Annotated in this window: 17 protein-coding genes; 4 read left to right on the top strand and 13 right to left on the bottom strand. The window is 60.1% G+C overall.

Features of this window, described 5'->3' with window-relative positions; translation table 11 throughout:
- Positions 1-6: 6 nt before the first annotated feature.
- From L383_RS02825 to L383_RS02840, 4 genes are all read right to left on the bottom strand, one after another.
- Positions 7-708, bottom strand: coding sequence for an ArsR/SmtB family transcription factor (locus L383_RS02825; protein WP_023331936.1), 702 nt, complete (start codon positions 706-708; stop codon positions 7-9).
- A complete protein-coding gene (locus L383_RS02830; protein WP_023331935.1) occupies positions 683-1,078 on the bottom strand; it encodes an amino acid-binding ACT protein in 396 nt (131 codons plus the stop codon). The genes L383_RS02825 and L383_RS02830 overlap by 26 nt, the downstream gene beginning before the upstream one ends.
- On the bottom strand, positions 1,071-1,394 hold the full coding sequence (locus tag L383_RS02835; protein ID WP_023331934.1) for an antibiotic biosynthesis monooxygenase family protein: 324 nt from the start codon (positions 1,392-1,394) through the stop codon (positions 1,071-1,073). The genes L383_RS02830 and L383_RS02835 overlap by 8 nt, the downstream gene beginning before the upstream one ends.
- 153 nt (positions 1,395-1,547) lie before the next feature.
- Positions 1,548-2,963, bottom strand: a complete 1,416-nt coding sequence (locus L383_RS02840; protein WP_023331933.1) for an aldehyde dehydrogenase family protein — start codon at positions 2,961-2,963, stop codon at positions 1,548-1,550.
- Positions 2,964-3,063: 100 nt separating this feature from the next.
- Between L383_RS02840 and L383_RS02845 the strand changes: the two genes are divergently transcribed.
- Positions 3,064-3,966 carry a LysR family transcriptional regulator gene (locus L383_RS02845; protein ID WP_023331932.1) on the top strand — a complete coding sequence of 301 codons (903 nt, stop codon included), beginning with the start codon at positions 3,064-3,066 and terminating at the stop codon, positions 3,964-3,966.
- Here L383_RS02845 and L383_RS02850 read toward each other — a convergent pair.
- On the bottom strand, positions 3,953-4,432 hold the full coding sequence (locus tag L383_RS02850) for a carboxymuconolactone decarboxylase family protein (RefSeq protein ID WP_014882392.1): 480 nt from the start codon (positions 4,430-4,432) through the stop codon (positions 3,953-3,955). The two genes, L383_RS02845 and L383_RS02850, sit on opposite strands and share 14 nt — an antisense overlap.
- A gap of 103 nt (positions 4,433-4,535) precedes the next feature.
- On the opposite strand from L383_RS02850, the gene L383_RS02855 reads away from it, so the two are divergent.
- Complete coding sequence (locus L383_RS02855) at positions 4,536-5,924, top strand: MocR-like pyridoxine biosynthesis transcription factor PdxR (protein WP_023331931.1); 1,389 nt, start codon at positions 4,536-4,538, stop codon at positions 5,922-5,924.
- Positions 5,925-5,964: 40 nt separating this feature from the next.
- On the opposite strand, the gene L383_RS02860 is transcribed toward L383_RS02855, so the two are convergent.
- A complete protein-coding gene (locus L383_RS02860) occupies positions 5,965-6,126 on the bottom strand; it encodes a DUF1127 domain-containing protein (protein WP_014882390.1) in 162 nt (53 codons plus the stop codon).
- Between the two features lie 176 nt (positions 6,127-6,302).
- Between L383_RS02860 and L383_RS02865 the strand changes: the two genes are divergently transcribed.
- Positions 6,303-7,721 (top strand): aminotransferase-like domain-containing protein, encoded by a 1,419-nt coding sequence (locus tag L383_RS02865; protein WP_014882389.1) that lies wholly within the window; start codon positions 6,303-6,305, stop codon positions 7,719-7,721.
- Positions 7,722-7,782: 61 nt separating this feature from the next.
- Here the strand turns inward: L383_RS02865 and L383_RS02870 are convergent, their stop codons facing one another.
- Positions 7,783-8,904, bottom strand: coding sequence for a ribosomal protein uL16 3-hydroxylase (locus L383_RS02870; RefSeq protein WP_023331930.1), 1,122 nt, complete (start codon positions 8,902-8,904; stop codon positions 7,783-7,785).
- A 134-nt stretch (positions 8,905-9,038) separates the two neighbouring features.
- Positions 9,039-9,641 (bottom strand): ATP-dependent Clp protease proteolytic subunit, encoded by a 603-nt coding sequence (locus L383_RS02875; protein ID WP_014882387.1) that lies wholly within the window; start codon positions 9,639-9,641, stop codon positions 9,039-9,041.
- 275 nt (positions 9,642-9,916) lie between these two features.
- Here L383_RS02875 and L383_RS02880 point away from each other — a divergent pair, with 275 nt between their 5' ends.
- Positions 9,917-10,534, top strand: a complete 618-nt coding sequence (locus L383_RS02880; protein WP_014882386.1) for a response regulator transcription factor — start codon at positions 9,917-9,919, stop codon at positions 10,532-10,534.
- On the opposite strand, the gene L383_RS02885 is transcribed toward L383_RS02880, so the two are convergent.
- The 5 genes from L383_RS02885 to L383_RS02905 all read right to left on the bottom strand — a co-directional run bounded on the left by L383_RS02885 (position 10,535) and on the right by L383_RS02905 (position 17,754).
- Complete coding sequence (locus L383_RS02885; protein ID WP_023331929.1) at positions 10,535-16,120, bottom strand: trifunctional serine/threonine-protein kinase/ATP-binding protein/sensor histidine kinase; 5,586 nt, start codon at positions 16,118-16,120, stop codon at positions 10,535-10,537.
- A 9-nt stretch (positions 16,121-16,129) separates the two neighbouring features.
- Positions 16,130-16,510, bottom strand: a complete 381-nt coding sequence (locus L383_RS02890; protein WP_014882384.1) for a response regulator transcription factor — start codon at positions 16,508-16,510, stop codon at positions 16,130-16,132.
- 23 nt (positions 16,511-16,533) lie between these two features.
- The gene (locus tag L383_RS02895) at positions 16,534-16,794 is read right to left on the bottom strand and encodes a XapX domain-containing protein (protein WP_014882383.1); all 261 of its coding nucleotides are present in this window, start codon (positions 16,792-16,794) and stop codon (positions 16,534-16,536) included.
- Positions 16,791-17,006 carry a DUF1427 family protein gene (locus L383_RS02900; protein WP_014882382.1) on the bottom strand — a complete coding sequence of 72 codons (216 nt, stop codon included), beginning with the start codon at positions 17,004-17,006 and terminating at the stop codon, positions 16,791-16,793. Before L383_RS02900 ends, L383_RS02895 begins: the two co-directional genes overlap by 4 nt.
- Positions 17,007-17,067: 61 nt before the next feature.
- Positions 17,068-17,754: a hydrolase gene (locus L383_RS02905; RefSeq protein ID WP_023331928.1), complete on the bottom strand. Its 687-nt coding sequence runs from the start codon at positions 17,752-17,754 to the stop codon at positions 17,068-17,070.
- Positions 17,755-17,875 lie beyond the last annotated feature (121 nt).

Raw genomic sequence — 17,875 nt, 5'->3', positions numbered from 1 at the left:
TGGAATTTAACGGCTAAAGCTAAAATGTCGGGTAATGGCACTTTTCCCCGACGCCGTCACCACCACCTCCCTGTACCCCATCACCCGCTGGATCCAGCCTTTACTCTCCAGATAAGTTAGCAGCGCCGTGCCAGCGTCTCCCCCAAGATGAAACCGTCGCTCACTCCAGTCGAGGCAGGCGCAGCAGGCCTTGCGATGGGGATGAGCATTTAATGGAATGCCGAGTTTCAGAAACTGCTCACGGCCATACAGGGTGAGCGCGGAACCGTCATCCTCCAGCCAGCCTTCCGCCTGCATAAAATCATAGATCTGAACCGCCACCGTTCCGGCAAGATGGTTATAGCAGGTGCGGGCTTCACGCAGGGCTTTTGGCGCAGACGTTTCCGGCGGCGTAATGCGGCTCCAGGAGAGCCCCATCATCTGCTCGACCAGCGCCGCGACGTCGTGCCCGGCAAGGCGATAATAGCGGTGCCGCCCTTGCGATAAACACGTAATCAACTTTCCCTCCACCAGCCGGGCGAGATGCCCGCTGGCGGTCGACGGCGCAACATCTGCCGCAGTGCTGAGTTCGGTAGCGGTCCACGCCCGCCCGTCCATCAGCGCGCAGAGCATCTTCACGCGCGAGGGATCGGCCATTGCCGCCGCCACCGCCGCAATGGCCTGTTCCAGTGCCGCGCTGTTCTCAGGAGGCTGGTTCGTTTTTAACATGGGGCGCCCAGGGTTCGGTGATCTCTGCGGCCAGCTTATCATCATCCGTCAGCAGAATAAGGTGATTCGCATGGTCGCTGTACTGGGAAAGAATAGACACACCGCGTGCCGCCAGCACCGCCGCGATGTCACCTAACTCGCCTGGCCGCTCCTGCCTGAGTTTTCTGATAACCGGCTTGCGCACCGCCTGAACGGTAAATCCGGCCTCCATCAGCACGCGGCAGGCTTTTTCTCCGTCCTCCACCAGGAAATGGGCATCGGTACCAAATACGCCGCCCCCCTCCAGCCCCACGCCGTGACGGCCTAACAGTTGTCCAAAGCGCGCCAGCTCGCCGGGCATGTCGCTGAAAATCACGTGAACGTCATACATTCGCCTGCCCTCCGTTTTCGGAACTGTATTCCCGCACGACCTGTGCCACGCGAATGCGATAGTACGCAAAAATGGATCCCCGCCCTTCGGCCTGCGCCGCCTGGTGAAAGACGTTTTGCTTCCAGCTGCGGATGGCCTCTTCATCCCGCCACCAGGAAAGGGACAGGATTTTGCCGTCGGTGGTCAAACTCTGAAAGCGTTCGATATCAATAAAACCATCAATGTCGGCCAGCAAATGTTTGAGTTCGGCGGCGAGTTGCAGGTAGCGGGCCTGATGATGAGGCTCCGCTTTGGCTTCGAAAAGGACTGCGATCATAAGTGTCTCTCCGTTGTGATAGTGAGGAGAGAATGCAGAGAAAATTAACTTCATACTTCGGCGACTGACGAAGTGTTTTTGCCGGATGGCGCTGCGCTTATCCGGCCTACGAGCGCCTGTAGGCCCGGTAAGCGCAGCGCCACCGGGCAGGTTTTAGCCCAGGATCGACCTCGGCTCCATAAACGCCCGAATCCCCCACTCACCCATCTCGCGCCCCACGCCGGAGTGCTTAAACCCGCCAAACGGCGCTTTCGGCTCATGGGCAAGCGTATTCACCAGCACGCGCCCGGAGACAATCTGCTGCGCCACGCGGCGGGCGCGGTCCACATCCCCACCCAGCACCATCGCGCTCAGGCCGTACTCGGTGTCATTGGCAATCGAGATAGCCTCCGCTTCGTCCTGATAGGGAATGATGCACAACACCGGGCCAAAAATCTCGTCGCGGGCAATCACCATGCCATTATTCACGTCAGCAAACAGCGTCGGGCGTACAAACCAGCCGTCCTGCATGTCCGCTGGTCGCCCTTCGCCTCCTGCCAGCAGCCGTGCGCCCCCATCGAGCCCCTGACGAATATACCCCTGCACCCGCAGCCACTGCTTCTCGCTGACCATCGGGCCGACGTCCGTGGCACTGTCGCGCGGGTCACCGGATTTCACCGCCGCCACGGCCTGCGCCAGCGCGGTTTCGATTTCCGCTTTACGCGACTGCGGTACCAGAATGCGCGTTCCCGCCACGCACGCCTGCCCGCTGTTCATAAACCCGGCCTGAATCACCAGCGGGATCGCCTGCGCTAAGTCCACATCATCCAGCAGGATCGTCGGCGATTTACCGCCCAGCTCCAGCGTCACGCGCTTAAAGCTTTCCGCCGCGTTACGCAGAATGGCCTTGCCGGTATTCGTCGAGCCGGTAAACGAGATTTTCGCCACGTCCGGATGGCGGCTGATGGTGTCCCCGACGGTTTCACCGCGCCCAGTGACAATGTTAAACACGCCCGGCGGCAAAGCAGCATCGCGCAACGCTTCGGTGACAATCCGGGTTTGCAGGGCGCTCATTTCGCTCGGCTTAATCACTGCCGTACAGCCTGCCGCCAGCGCGACCGCCAGCTTGCCGCAGATAAAACCCGCGTCGCTGTTCCACGGCGTGATCAGCCCGGCCACGCCAAGGGGCGTCATCTGTACCGTCGCGGCCCCCGCGGTTGTCTCGAACTCAAACGCCTCCAGCGCCTCAACGGCCTGGGCAATCACCTCCGCCGGATAGCGGGCCATCCAGGCGGAACGCGAGGCGGGCGCACCATACTCTTCAACGATCGCTTCCAGCAGATCGTCGTGGCGAGCGACCACGGCGGCGTGCATGCGTTTTAGCGCCGCGATGCGTTCCGGCTTTGTGGTCTTTGACCACGCCGGAAACGCCGCCTTCGCCGCCGCGATAGCGCGTCCGGCGTCAACCTCATCCGCCAGACGAACCTGACCAATAACCTGCGCCGTCGCCGGGTTATACAAATCAAACCATTCGGTGCCGTGCGGGGTAACAAACTCGCCGTTAATAAAAATCTGTTCGATCTGGTGCATATAAACCTCCTCAGGCTGTGTGAGCACAGTCTGGCACGGCTTCTCCGTTGCGATAATCCACGCTATGCTGCAAGGGTTGTTTCGATTTTCAGGATAATCAATGCATCGTTCAGGTCTGACAGAGCTGGAAGTGGTGATGGCCGTGGTGCGGCGCGGCAGTTTTCGCGGCGCGGCGCAGGAGCTCGGGATGTCCGCGACGGCGGTGAGCAATGCCATCGCCGGGCTGGAGAGCCGCCTTGAGACTCGCCTCTTTAACCGCACCACCCGCAGCGTGGCGCTTACGGACGCCGGGCAGCGCTACGTGGCGCGCGTGGGGCCGGCCTTGCAGGAAATCCGCCTCGCGGGTGAGGAGATCCACAGCGACACCGGGGAACCTGCCGGAACGCTGCGTCTGAACGTGCCGAACCATATCGGCTCGCTTTTTCTCGACCAACTGCTGATCGACTTTATGATCCGCTACCCGAAAATGCGCGTGGAGATCGTCAGTGAAGCACGCATGATCGACATCGTCGCCGAGGGTTACGACGCGGGGATCCGCCTCGAAGAGTCCATCCCGCAGGACATGATCGCCGTACCGCTGACAGGGGAGATCCGCCAGCTCGTCACCGCCACGCCAGATTACTTCGCACGTCACGGCATTCCGCAAACGCCGGACGATCTGCTGCAACATCAGGGGATCGGCATGCGTATGGCTCACGGCGGGATCTACCGCTGGGAACTGGCCCGTCGGGGGGAAACGTACGCGCTTGCCGTGCCGCCGCGCTTTGCGACGTCCGATCTTTTCGCCTCGATCCGCGCCGTAAAAGCGGGGTTAGGCGTGGGATTTTTGCCGGAACTCTATATCCAGGAAGAGCTTGAGAGCGGGGAACTGGTGAGCGTGCTAAACGACTGGACGCAGCCGTTTGCCGGGCTGCGCCTTTACTATCCTGGTCATCGCCACGTCCCGCCAGGGTTACGGGCGCTGATGGCGATGATCCGCGAGCGCGGCATTATTCCAGGTTAGCTTTATTCAACCCGTAAGCCGCATCCAGCGAGCCTGGCGCCATGCGGGAGGTAATTCCCAGACGGTTCCAGGCGTTAATCGCCACGATGGCGAAGTTCAGCTCTGAAATCTCAACGTCCGAGAAGTGCTCCGCCACGCTGCGGTAAAGGGCATCGCTCACGCCATGCACGCCAATCTGCGTCAGCGCTTCGGTAAAGGCCAGCGCGGCTTTTTCGCGGGCGCTGAACAGCGGGGATTCACGCCAGGCCGCCAGATGGTACAGGCGCAGCTCGCGTTCGCCGGCAATTTTGGCCTCTTTCGAATGCATATCCAGACAAAAGGTACAGCCGTTCAGCTGCGACACACGAATGTCGATCAGGTGCTTCAGCGCCGGGTCGATGGAGGTTTTCGCCACCTCCATGCTCAGGGCAGACAGTGCGTTAGCGAGGGCAGGTGTAACTTTATGGTGGTTGACGCGAGTGCTCATGGTCTTTCCTCTTTTTTTGTGCGGCATCGGTGATGCGATGAGGCAAATCTACGCCGTTCATGACATAGTAAAAAGACACAAAAAGCGTGAAATGAGGTAGGACATGAAGCCGGGCTATCACGAGATCTACTCCCGCTATCGCGACAACATTACGCGCGGCGTGCTCAAGCCGGGCGACAAAGTGCCCGCCATCCGCGTGCTGGCCGAAGAGCTGAAGGTGGCGCGTAAAACGGTCGAAACGGCGTATGCCATTCTGACGGGCGAAGGGTATCTGGTTAGCCAGGGCGCGCGCGGCACGCGGGTCAACCCGGACTTACTGTTGCCGGAGCGTCCTGCCCCAACGGAACAGCCTACCGGTACGCTTCCGGCATCGCTTATCAGCCAGCGCGAGCGGGCAGGGTTTCTGCGCCCTGGCATCCCATCCCTCGACAGCTTTCCGTACAAAAAATGGCTGCTGCTGGCAGGCCAGGCGACGCGCGCCATGCGTCAGGAGGAGATGCTTAACCCGCCCGTTCTGGGCTGGTACCCGCTGCGCCAGGCCATCGCCAGCTATCTCAATATCTCGCGTGGCTTGTCCTGCACCGCCGGGCAGGTGCTCATCACCAGCGGCTACAGCGGCAGCCTGCGCCTGATCCTCGACACGCTCGCCAGCCGCAGCGACAAGGTGGTGTTCGAAGATCCGGGTTATTTTATGGGCCAGCAGCTCCTGAAGCGGATCGTGCCGCGTCTGCACACGGTGCCGGTCGATCGCTGCGGCATGGACACGGAATACCTCCTCCGCCACCATCGCGACGCCCGTTTTGCCCTCGTCACCCCGTCGCACCAGAGCCCGCTGGCGGTGACGCTCTCCCTGCCGCGTAAACAGCAGCTGCTCGACTGGGCCAGCCAGAACGAGGCGTGGATCATCGAAGACGATTACGATGGCGAGTTTCATTACACCCGCAAGGTGTTGCCGTCGCTGAAAAGCCTCGACCAGCACGACCGGGTAATTTTTATGGGCACCTTCAGCAAAACCATCATGCCGTCGCTGCGCATGGGATACGTGGTGATGCCCGCCAGCACCGTCGGGGCGTTTACCGACTGTGCGGACATTACCACCAGCGGCCAGCCGGTGCTGACGCAAAAGATCCTCACCGCATTTCTCAACGAAGGCCATTTTTTCCGTCACCTGAAAAAGATGCGCGCGCTGTATCAGACCCGCCGCGACTGGATGATTGCCGCCCTGCGCGAGGTCTATGGCGATCTGTTTTTCACCGAGCAGAACGACGGCGGGATGCATATCGTGGCGTTTCTGACCAAAGGAAGTTGTGACCGGGAAGTGGCGCGCTGCTGGCAGGAACAGCAGCTGCAGGTCAACGCGCTCTCCGAATGGTATCGCGGGTCGGGAAAACGCTACGGGCTGGTGATGGGCTACAACAACGTGCGGACGTACCAGGAGGCGGTGGCGTTGCTGGAAAGGCCGAAACGGCAGACGCTTGCCCTGTTGAGTTGAACATCGCCGGGTGGCGGCTGCGCCTGACCCGGCCTACGGTTTAAATATCATTGCGGGATAAACCCACGTCTTTGAGCTGCTCATCGCTCATCTGGCTCAGGATGCGGCGGGTACGGTTGATGCGATACCAGTTACGCAGCGTTTTCGCGATCCAGACAAACACGATAAACGGTCTTTTAGAACGGTTCTCGAAAAATTCCATGATGCTCTCCTCACTGTGCCTGTGGGGTTATCATCCTGGAAATCCGCCTGTGCAATACAGATGCAAAAACACCTTTTGTTTACCATACAGATCCGCTAAAACGGTATCTGCATGGCATTTTTTACGGCAATCTGTACTGGTTTTACAATCTGTATGGTGAAAACAAAGGATACAGCATGACGCGCTATCAACATCTGGCCAATCTCCTGGCAGAACGCATTGAACAAGGGCTGTATCGCAGCGGTGAACGTCTGCCGTCGGTGCGCACGCTGAGCCAGGAGCACGGCGTGAGCATCAGCACCATACAGCAGGCTTATCAGATCCTTGAAAACCTCCAGCTGATTACGCCCCAGCCGCGCTCCGGCTATTTTGTTTCGCAGCGTAAAGCCCAGCCTCCCGTCCCGGCGATGACGCGCCCGGTGCAGCGCCCCGTGGACGTCACCCAGTGGGATGAGGTGATGATGCTGCTGGACGCCCGCGCTGACAAAGAGATGATCTCTTTTGGCGGCGGTTCGCCGGACATTAACCAGCCGAGCCTGAAGCCCCTGTGGCGCGAGATGAGCCGCATCGCGCAGCATAATCCGGGTGAGATGCTGAGCTATGACGTGCTCGACGGGCGCCTGGAGCTGCGCGAGCAGATCGCCCGCCTGATGCTGGACGGCGGCTCCACCGTGGCAGCGAACGAGATTGTCATCACCAACGGCTGCCACGGCGCGCTGTCGATTGCCCTGCTCTCGGTATGTCAACCGGGGGATATCGTGGCGGTGGAGTCGCCGTCGTTTCACGGCACCATGCAGATGTTGCGCGGGTTTAACATCAAGGCGATTGAAATTCCCACCGACCCGGAAACCGGGATCAGCATTGAGGCGCTTGAGCTGGCGCTGGAGCAGTGGCCGATCAAAGCGGTGATCCTGGTGCCCAACTGCAATAACCCGCTCGGGTTTATCATGCCGGAAGCGCGGAAAAAGCAGGTCTTAGCCCTCGCCCAGCGGCACGACATTGTGATTGTTGAAGATGATATCTACGGCGAGCTGGCGGCGGAGTACCCGCGTCCGCGAACCATTCATTCGATGGATATCGACGGCCGGGTGATCCTCTGCAGCTCGTTTACCAAAACCGTGGCACCGGGTCTGCGCGTGGGCTGGATTGTGCCGGGACGCTATTACGACCGGGTGATGCACATGAAATACGCCGCGGGCGGGTTTAACGTACCGGGCACGCAGATGGCGGTGGCGGCGTTTATTCGCGACGGCCATTACCATCGCCACGTCCGCCGTATGCGCCAGATTTATCAGCAGAATATGGAAACCTATACCTGCTGGGTTCGGCAGTATTTTCCGGCAGGGATTTGCGTGACCCGCCCGCAGGGCAGCTTCCTGCTGTGGGTTGAGCTGCCGGAGAAGGTGGATATGGTGTGCGTCAGCAAGCAGCTGTGTCGGCTGAAGATCCAGGCCGCAGCCGGGTCGCTGTTTTCCGCTTCAGGGAAGTACCGCAACTGCCTGCGCATCAACGTGGCGCTGCCGCCGACGGACAAAAATCGCGAGGCATTGAAGAAGATGGGTGAAGCGATTGTGATTGCGATGGAGGAGGGCTAGTGCGGCCTGATGCCCTCACCCCGACCCTCTCCCACAGGGAGAGGGAGAAAACCGTGCCGCACTACTCGTCGAAGTACCAGTACCCCTGGTTAATCAGCCCGGTGAGCTCTTCAACAAACGCCGGGTTTTTCAGCGCATCGCCCAGCTCGGCCTGGCCGAGTTCGGTGTAGCGGCACAGCGCATCCGCGGCCTTCGCATCGACCGTCTCAAGCTGTTCGCTGTTAATGAAGAAGCTGCCGTTAATATTCAGCACGCGCAGGCCGCTCAGGCGAGACAGCGTTTCGCCGCCCTGAAGCGCATCCAGCACCTCTTCCGGCACATACGGTGGCTCGGCGGCGGCAATATCCAGCTCGTGGCGCGGCGTCGAGACAAAGCTGCCGAACCATTTCGTGAAATCATCCGGCTTGCTGATCATCTCGATCATCATCTGACGAATGCGATCGAGCTCGTACTGCTCCACGCGGCCCGGGTGTTCACGACAGGTCAGATCCGGATCGCTATAGTGCTCGCCGCCCAGATCGTTTTCCAGCGCGTAATCGGCGAAGCTGCTGATCAGATCGCGACCGTTCGGCCCGCGGAAACCGACGGAGTAGTTAAGCGCCGTTTCGTGGGTGAAGCCGTCGTGCGGGAATCCTGGTGGAATGTAGAGGATATCGCCCGGCGCAAGATCTTCGTCGATGATCGGCTCAAACGGATCGACATGCAGCAGTGCCGGATGTGGGCAGAACTGACGCATCGGCAGCTTGTCACCCACGCGCCAGCGGCGGCTGCCCATCCCCTGAATGATAAACACATCGTACTGATCGATATGCGGACCCACGCCGCCGCCCGGCACGGAGAAGGAGATCATCAGATCGTCAAGTCGCCAGTCCGGCAGAACGCGGAACGGACGCACCAGTTCCGCCGCGGGCATATGCCAGTGGTTCACCGCCTGCGCCAGCAGCGACCAGCCCGTTTCGCCCAGATCGTCAAAGTGTTCAAACGGACCATTACTGGCCTGCCATTTGCCGTTAGCGTGGCTCACCAGACGACTGTCAACTTCCGGCTCCATCGCCAGACCTGCCAGCTCGTCCGGGGTAATCGGATCGACAAAATTCGGGAAGGCATTTTTCAGCACTACGGGTTGTTTTTGCCAGTATTTTTCGAGAAATTCCGGCCAGTTCAGGTTCAGTTGATACGCCATGGGTAGCACCAGTGAGAGGGGAAACAGGCGCGATTATAGGGGAGACGGTGGAGGGGGAACTTGTCATGGGTCAAACCAGCTCGCGTAGGTCGGGTAAGGCATTGCCGTCACCCGACGCAATACGGCGCTAAAACTTAGTCCAGCTTCAGTTCGTCATAGTGGGTAATCAGCTTGCCCACAATGCCGTAGTCCAGCGCTTCTGCCGGCGACATCCAGAAGTTACGGTCGGTGTCTTTTTTCACTTTCTCCAGCGGCTGGCCGGTGGCGTCAGCGATCAGCTTGTTCACGCGATCCAGCATACGGATGATCTCGCGCGCTTCGATCTCAATATCCGTTGCCTGACCGCGCACGCCGCCCAGCGGCTGGTGGATCATAAAGCGGGTATTAGGCAGGGAATAACGGTGCTCTTTTTTCGCCGCCAGGAAGATGGTGATCCCCGCGCTCGCCACCCAACCGGTACCGATGACGTGCACTTCCGGACGGATGAATTTGATAAAGTCGTGGATGGTGTCACCCGCTTCCACGTGGCCGCCCTGGCTGTTGATATACAGCTTGATCGGATCGTTGCTGACGCTTTGCAGCAGGATCATCTGGGTGATCACCTTCTGCGCCAGCTCCTGGTTGATCTCCCCGGAGATCACAATCGAACGGGATTCCAGCAGTTTTTGCTGCAGAGCGCCCGCGCCGTTTGACCCTTCCGCCTTATCCTTGTCGCTTTCTTTCAGTGTGTAGAGCATTGTTGTTTCCTCAGCTTGTCGCGCTCAAAACCAGAGTGTAGCCTGTTTTACGGGGTAAAGTCCTCAGAGACAGATCGCGAGAACGATGATGAAACGTGCGCAGGCAAACGGCACGCCAGTCGACAACCGTTCGCTATACTTCCTCTTCATACGGTTATCATATTGTTAAATGATAATGATATTTAATGTGTTAAGATGAAAGTCAGCAGAAACAGTCTCTTACGTGACGGGACGTGTATATTTTCTCGACAGTTAACTCAGCACCGGGGCAGTGAATGGAACACATTGTGTATGTGGTTGACGACGATGACGCGGTCAGGCAGTCCGTTCTCGGCCTGCTGGAATCAGCGGATTTAGACGCCATGGGGTTTTCATCAGCAGAGGCGTTTCTTCAGCACCGTTTTGAGGATCTGCCCTCGTGTGTGATCCTCGATATGCAAATGCCCGCCATTTCAGGTTTTGACGTAGCGGACGCCCTCAAGGACAGCGGGCGCGACATCCCGATTATTTTTCTCACCGGCCACGGCACTATCCCGATGTCGGTGCGCGCCATTAAAGGCGGCGCGTACGAATTTCTCACCAAGCCCGTTGAATCCACCGCGCTGATCGACGCCATTCAGTCTGCGCTCCAGCTGGCGGAAAACAACGCCGTGCGCAACAAAGAGCACTACGCCCTGAAGCAGCGCCACATGTCCCTTACGCCACGGGAACATGAGGTGTTAACACTGGCGATAAGCGGGATGCTGAACAAGCAAATTGCCGCCGAGCTTGGCGTCAGTGAGATCACGGTGAAAGTGCATCGCCGTCGCGTAATGGAAAAAATGCAGGTGCGCTCCGTGGCGGAGCTGGTCAGGGCCGTTGAGCGCCTGACCCACAGCCAGCCTGCGGATTAACTACTCCCCTGTCTGCCCGGCAAGCGGTAACACAAACGCAAACACCGTGCCGTGTGGCTCCCGGCGGCGCGCGCTCAGTTTTCCTCTGTGTCGCTCAATGATGCTGGCGCTGATGGTCAGCCCCATCCCCATTCCCTGCGCCTTGGTGGAATAGAACGAGTCAAAAATCTTCTCCAGCCGCTCGGGCTCAATGCCGCTGCCGGTATCGGCGATCTCGACGATAACGTTCCCGTCGGCGTTGCCGGTGCTGAGGGTGATGATGCAGGGGCGATCGTTAACCTCCGCCATGGCCTCAACGGCGTTCATCACCAGATTCAGCAGCACCTGCTGGATCTGCACGCTGTCCCCGGTGATAAAGCTGTCACCGGCGTTTAACAGATAATCCACGCTAATGTGTCGCTGCTCCAGCTCGCTGCGGGAAAGGGTAATAATGTGGTGGATCAGATAGTGGAGATCGATACGCGCGAAGGTCGGATCCTGCTTGCGCGTCAGGGACTGAATGCTGCGGATGATCTCCCCCGCCCGGGCGCCTTCCGCGGCGATCTCCTCCAGCCCTTCCCGCACTTTATCCAGCCGGGCGGGTTCACGGTTAAGCCAGCGCAGGCTTGCCCCGGCGTTAGAGACGATCGACATCAGCGGCTGGTTGATCTCGTGGGCGATGGAAGAGGTTAACTGACCGACCGTGGTGGCACGCGACACCCGCGCCAGTTCCGCCTGCGCCACCCGCATGGCATCCTCCGCGGCGCGCTGACTGGTGATATCGGTAATGATGCCGTAATACTCGTTCACCTCACTGCCCACGCCCACCGGATCGCCAATCCCGAGGATATAGCGCGTGGAACCGTCGGTACGCTTAATACGAAATTCCGCGCGCATAGAGAGCCCCTCGCGCACGCTCTGGGTGACGATGGCGCTGATGCGGGCGTAATCATCCTCATGGACGAAGGTCAAAAACTCCGCCATGGAGATCATCTTTTGCTGCTCGGGCAGGCCGAGAATACGGGCGTACTCTTCGGACATAAACATCAGATCCTGTTCCAGCTCCCAGCGCCAGCTCCCGGTGTGGCTGATCTGCTCACCCAGCATCAGCGAGTTCTGGCTGGCGCGCAGCTCTTTTTCCACGCGTCGGCGCTGGATGTTCTCCGCCAGCAGTTCCGCGTACAGCCGCGCCGTCTCCAGAGAGACCGCAGCCTGCGCCCCCAGCAGGCTCACCACGCGAGAGTGCTCGGCGGTGAAGACCTCCGGCATCAGGCGGTTTTCCAGATAGAGCACCCCCACCAGCCGCGCCTGTTTGAACATCGGAACGCACATCACGGCCGCCCCCGAGGTCACCAGGTAGGGATCCTGGCTGAAGGGATGGAACTCCTCCGGTTTACCGGTGCGGATCTCCTGTCCGGTGCGGATCACCGCCGCCAGGACCGACAGCGGCATGTCGGTGGCTACCGGTACGTCCTTCAGGATCCGCACCCGCACGCCCTCGGTGCTGGTCCACGCGCTGGCTTCGATCTCCGGAATCAGGTTATCGCTCACGCGAAGCAGCAGGCCGCGCTGCGCCCCGGCACGTTCGAGCAGCAGCGTCATCAGGTTTTCGATAAGCCGCTCAAGGTTGATCTCTTCCGACAGGGCGCGTGAGGCTTTGATCACGCTCTGCAGATCGCGGATCACTTCATTCTGGGCAAACGCCACCGTGTCATAGGCGCTGGCCTGTCCGGAGGCCAGCAGATGTGGGAAATCCTGCTCCAGCTGGCGCACCTTAGCCTGTGCCCCGGCACGGCCCCAGGCGGCAATGGCGCCGCGAAAATGCGCATCTGACGCGGTCGGGTAACCGCAGGACAGCGCAAAGCGACCCGCCAGCTCGTGCGCCAGGGCGTTAATCGGATTAAAGCCGCCCTCGCGTGACAGCCGGACCGCTTTCTCATACTGCTCAAGCGCAATGCTGTTCATGCCGTCCAGACGCACGATTTCGGCGTAAATCAGCGCTTCTTTATCCGCAAACGTCCCCGGATTAATGCGCGCCCAGAGGGCAATTTTGTCGTAGTGCGCGTGAATACTGCGTCGATGATTCGCCGAGAACGTCTCCGGCGTTAGCTGGCGGGAAAGCGCCAGGGCGCTGTAGAGATGGTAATCCAGCAGATGGATATGGCCAGGCGCAGACCACGCGTACCAGCCCGCCATCTCAAGATCCGCCTGCGCATCGGCAAATTCGCCGCAGGTAAAGTGCGCCATACCGCGATAGAGCCAGTACCAGAACAGCATGGTCGACGTCTGTTCCGGAGCCTGCTCTGGCGAAGCAGGCAGCAGCGCCTCCGGCAGCACCTGCGAGGCGGTCCAGGTGCCGATCACCGGCGTGCGTAAAAACTCAACGTAGCCACGCTGAACCATCAAAATGGTCTCAACGTCCTGGAAGTGGGTTTTCCGCACAAAGGCCAGGCCGCGATCGATGCTGGTCAGCACCCCGTCGAGATGATCGCCCCGAGAGAGGAAGTTAATGGCCTGGTGGCAGGCCGCGAAGCAGGCCATCGTCATATCACCGTGGGTTACCGCCGCGGTGAAGCAGGCTTTTGCGCACTCAATGGTGAACGACAGCGGCTGGGTCCAGACGCTGAGCTGATCGAGCGGCAGCAGGGTTTTCGCTTCATACGCATCATAGCCGTGGCGATTGACCAGCTCGCGGGCCAGCGTGCCGTACTGGAACCCGAGGCGATACTCGGCGTAGCGGTGGCCGATCAACACGCCAAACCAGGCCATCGCCGTGGTGGAGGCGCCGGTGATGCCGTGGTCGAGGGTCAGGTGCATCATGCGGCAGAGCAGCAAAAAGTGCAGACGCGGACAGATGAAGCTGGCGCAAATGCTGGCGCTGTAGAGCAGGTTCATTACCGCTTCCGTTTCCGGATTTTCCATCCGCGAGAGCTGGGCATAGCGGCTTTGCGGCGCGTCGCCCGTGCGGTTACAGAAGTCTTTCCAGGCAGCATCGCAGTCGGCATCTTCCGGATGGCGGCCGATCTGAATACCAAAAATACCCAGCCAGCAGAGCGCCGCCTCCAGCGCCAGACGGCTATCCGACTGGCGAATATAGACTTCCACCAGCAGGTTGGCCGCCAGCGCTTTTTCGGTCAGCCCGCCGGGGCAGCCCAGGATCGCATCGCACAGCTCGCGGGTCCGCTCCAGATGGCCGAGCGCAAACTCGCAGCCCGCCTCTTCAATATCCAGCACAAAGTCTGACACCACCCCGGCATTGCCCAGCGCTCTCGCCGTCTGGATGTAGCTCAGTGCCGAAAGATAATCGCCCGTGCGTTTCGCCCGGCGCGCGGCCAGCAGGCTCAGCTCGCGGAACATCTGCCGCTGCGGAGCGGGCTGAATGCTGTCCAGTGCGGCCGTAACATGGTGAACGGCGCGGAAAAGCAGTTCGTTTCCCGCAGCCTGCCGCGCGGCATCGGCCAGCAGGCTGGCGGTGGTCAGATGAAGGTGGCTTTTCTCATGCGGATCCAGCAGCGCGAAGGCGGCTTCCTGCACCCTGTCGTGGGTGAAGGCGTACTCTTTTTCCGTCAGCACGATGAGCTGCGCCATGACCGCCGGATGGAGCGCATAGCGCATTTCCGCCATCGACATGCCGACAACGCGGCATATCATCTCCATCTCGCCCTTGCCGCCGAGGCAAGCAAAACTCCCCAGCAGGCGACGCGTCTCGTCGGGCAACTCTTCGAGCTGCTCCAGCACCAGGGTGACGACGTTTTCGGTGTAATGCCGGGCGCGGATCGCCTGCAGATCGTAGTGCCACTTATCCTGATATTTGTTATGCACCACCAGCCCGTCATCGACAATGCGGCGGAAAAACTCATGCACAAAGAGCGGGTTGCCCCCGGTTTTTTCATGGATCAGCGTGGCGAGGTCAGACGTCGCCGTGCTGCGGGTTCGAAACAGCGTCGCCAGCCAGCGCGCTACCGCTTTCACGGACAGCGCCTGAGGGACAATTTCGCTCGCGTTTAGCGCCGCTTCCGGAAGACTCGTCAGCAGCGCTTGTAAGGTGGCATCGGATAACGAACAGATATCCCGGTGAGCAACAACCACCAGCAGCGGGATTGCCCCGCTGTTCACCAGCAGGTATTTGAGCGTATGCAGGCTGGCGGCGTCGCTCCACTGAAGATCGTCAAGCACCAGCACCAGCGGGCAGCCCTGAGAGGCAAAGGTTTTGACCAGCGCCAGCACCATATGGCTGAAGCGCGCCCGGGCATCAATGGAAAACGTATCCGGCGAGAAGCGCGGTTTGCTCTCAAGCAGCAGCCCCAGTTCAGGCACAAGACTGACGGCGAGCGCCTCGTGGCCCTCCAGCGCGCGCGAGAGGCGGATTTTCCACTTCGCCACGTCGTCTGCGGGCAGCCCCAGCAGGTGCAACGTCAGGGTGCGAAACGCGGAACTTAGCACGCCGTAAGGCAGTGACGGCGAAAACTGGTCCACCTTGCCTACCGCCAGCAGCACCGTACGCTGCTGCAGCGTTTTAAGCGCCGTCGCGATGATCGAGGATTTCCCGATCCCTGACGGTCCGCCGATCGTCACCAGCTCTGGCACCCGGCTCTGCCCGACTCGCTCAAACGCGGCAATGACGTCATTCGCCTGCGGATGCGTCGCGAACAGGGAATCCGCCAGATGGATCGCCGGGGTGCGATCCTGCTGACCGGGAGTAAAGGGGGCGATCTCGCCCTCACCGGTCAACGTCGCCTGGCAGCGTCGCAGGTCGGCAATCAGTCCGTCCACCGTCTGATAACGGTTATCAGGATGCTTTTCCAGCAGCTTGAGGAGGATGGTCGAGAGCATTCCCGGCACGTCCGGGCGTATCACGTCCGGGGCCAGCGGCTCCGAGGCAATATGGTAGTGCGCCCAGTTGGTCTGATCGTCCGCGCCCAGTTCAAACGGCAGGCGTCCGGTCAGAAGTTCATACAGCACCATGCCGAGGCTGTAGAGATCGCTGCGGCTGTCGACGGGGCGCCGGGTGCGGGTGGTATGTTCCGGCGACATCCAGGCGGGGGTACCGCCTGAAACGGTAAGACGGGTCTGCGAGAAGGCATCGGAAAAACGGCAGGAGAGACCAAAGCTGCCCAGACGGCAGGTGGCATCGTGATAAACAAAAATACTGCCGGGTTTGATATCGCCGTGGATCAGGTTTTGCAGATGCATCTGGCGCAGGGGGACGCAGATCTGGATCGCCAGCTCGATAAAGCGCGCAATCCCGGAGATCGCCCTGCCCGCGCGTCGCGCCAGCAGCTCAAACGAAAACGGGGCGTAAACCAGCGCGAAACGCCCCCGATACTGGGTAGAGGCGACGGCGCGAATGGCCCAGCTGTCCTGGAGCACGTCGCGCAGCGCAAACTCGTTTTTCAGCAGCCGGGTGGCCCGCTCTTCCTCTTCGTCACTCACCGCGGTGGCAATGATGAAGGAGCCGCCGGAATGGGGATGACGTGCGTTCATCCAGGCGATGCCGCCCTCCTGCGCCAGCACGGTAAAAATCACATCCTCTTTAAGGACAAAAACCCGCCCCTGATGAAGATTTCCCTGGGCGGGCCAGAATGCAGGCTGCTCGTTTTCGTTCATCCGCGATCCTTATTGTCGGCGGGCCAGCTCCCGCTGAATATGATCCAGCAGAATATCGATGTTAATCGGCTTACGCAAAAATGCAGCGGCGCCCAGACTGAGGGCGTACCGCTGCATATTTTCATCAGCATGACCGGAGATAAAGAGTACAGGAGGAGGCGGTACGGCCAGCAGCCGCAGCTTGTCGAACAGCTCAAGGCCGCTCATGCCTCGCAGCTTGATATCGGTGATCACCAGCGCCGCGCCGGACAGCGCGAGAGGATGGCTCAGGAACCCCTCAGCCGAATCAAACGTATCGGTCGAATACCCTTCCGACTCCAGGAGATTACTCAACCCGCTGCGGACGGAACGTTCGTCATCAATGATGGCAATGCGCCACGGCAGCGTCATGCGGTCTTTCCTCTCACAAATCATTAAACGTCGCGCGTGTCCTTCGCGGGCGCCGGGGGCGCCGTGCCGCTGATTTTCGGTACGCATTCGTGACGAAACCAGGCGAGGGTCAGCGGTTCGCGACTCATTAAGCGCCGTCCCACCGGGATGAGCTGTTCCCCCACCAGCATGCCAAACAGGCCAAGCAGGGCGACAACCGGCGGTGCCGGCGAATGGACGTCGAGCAGAGCGTAAATTACCCCAGCTACCACGCCGCACACCAGCGAAATGATCCATGCTTTCATGACGATGCTCCTGTCTGCGGTGCTGCCGGAACGGTGACCTGTGCAGGCGCACTGTCGCGGGATAACAGATGCCGCGTCGCCTGTTCACCCGCCAGCATCCCCAGCAGGCCAATCAGCGCCAGAGCGGGCGGCGCGGGGGAGCGCACCTTCAGCACGGCATACATCAGGCCAATCAACACGCCTGCCGCAAGGGATATCAGCCCAGTACTCATTGTGAACTCCAGAGAAAAAAGCAGCGGCGAGCCGGATGAGGGGCCAGCCCGCCGACAGGGCTTAGCGAGCCGGGACCGGCGCTAAGGTGCGGTGCTCGCTCTTCTGGCGAGACGGCGCTTTGTGCACCATGGTGTATGCGTAATCGACGCCCATGCCGTACGCGCCGGAGTGCTCGCGCACGATATCCATTACCGCGGTGTAGGTCTCTTTACGCGCCCAGTCGCGCTGCCACTCCAGCATGACCTGCTGCCAGGTCACCGGGATCACGCCCGCCTGGATCATGCGCTGCATCGCGAAGTCGTGGGCTTCTTTTGACGTGCCGCCGGAGGCATCCGCCACCATATAAATTTCATAATCGCCTTCCAGCATCGCGCACAGGGCAAAGCTGTTGTTGCACACTTCGGTCCACAGACCTGCTACCACGACTTTCTTCTTGCCGTTGGCCTTCAGCGCGTCACGCACTTTCTGGTCGTCCCAGGAGTTCATGGAGGTACGCTCCAGAATGTCCTGGCCCGGGAACACGTCCAGCAGTTCCGGATAGGTGTTACCGGAGAAGCTTTCGGTCTCTACGGTGGTGATGATGGTCGGGATATTGAAGACTTTCGCCGCTTTCGCCAGCGCCACGGTGTTATTTTTCAGCACCTGGCGGTCAATAGACTGCACGCCAAACGCCATCTGAGGCTGGTGATCGATAAAGATAATCTGACAGTTCGCAGGGGTTAACACTTCGAGCTTTGAAGAGGTCATAGCATTTTCCAGTGGTTAAGGGTGAAATCGCCGTGAGCGCACGGCGATAAAGTCACGCTCATCCTGCGGTTTATCGCCCCTGGGCGTAATTATCTCTTCGTATAGTTAACCTTAGGTATAG

This window comes from Enterobacter sp. MGH 37, from assembly GCF_000534515.1.
GTDB lineage: Bacteria > Pseudomonadota > Gammaproteobacteria > Enterobacterales > Enterobacteriaceae > Enterobacter > Enterobacter kobei.
The sequence above is the reverse complement of the archived record's forward strand: the minus strand, read 5'-3'. Positions and strand labels throughout refer to the sequence as shown.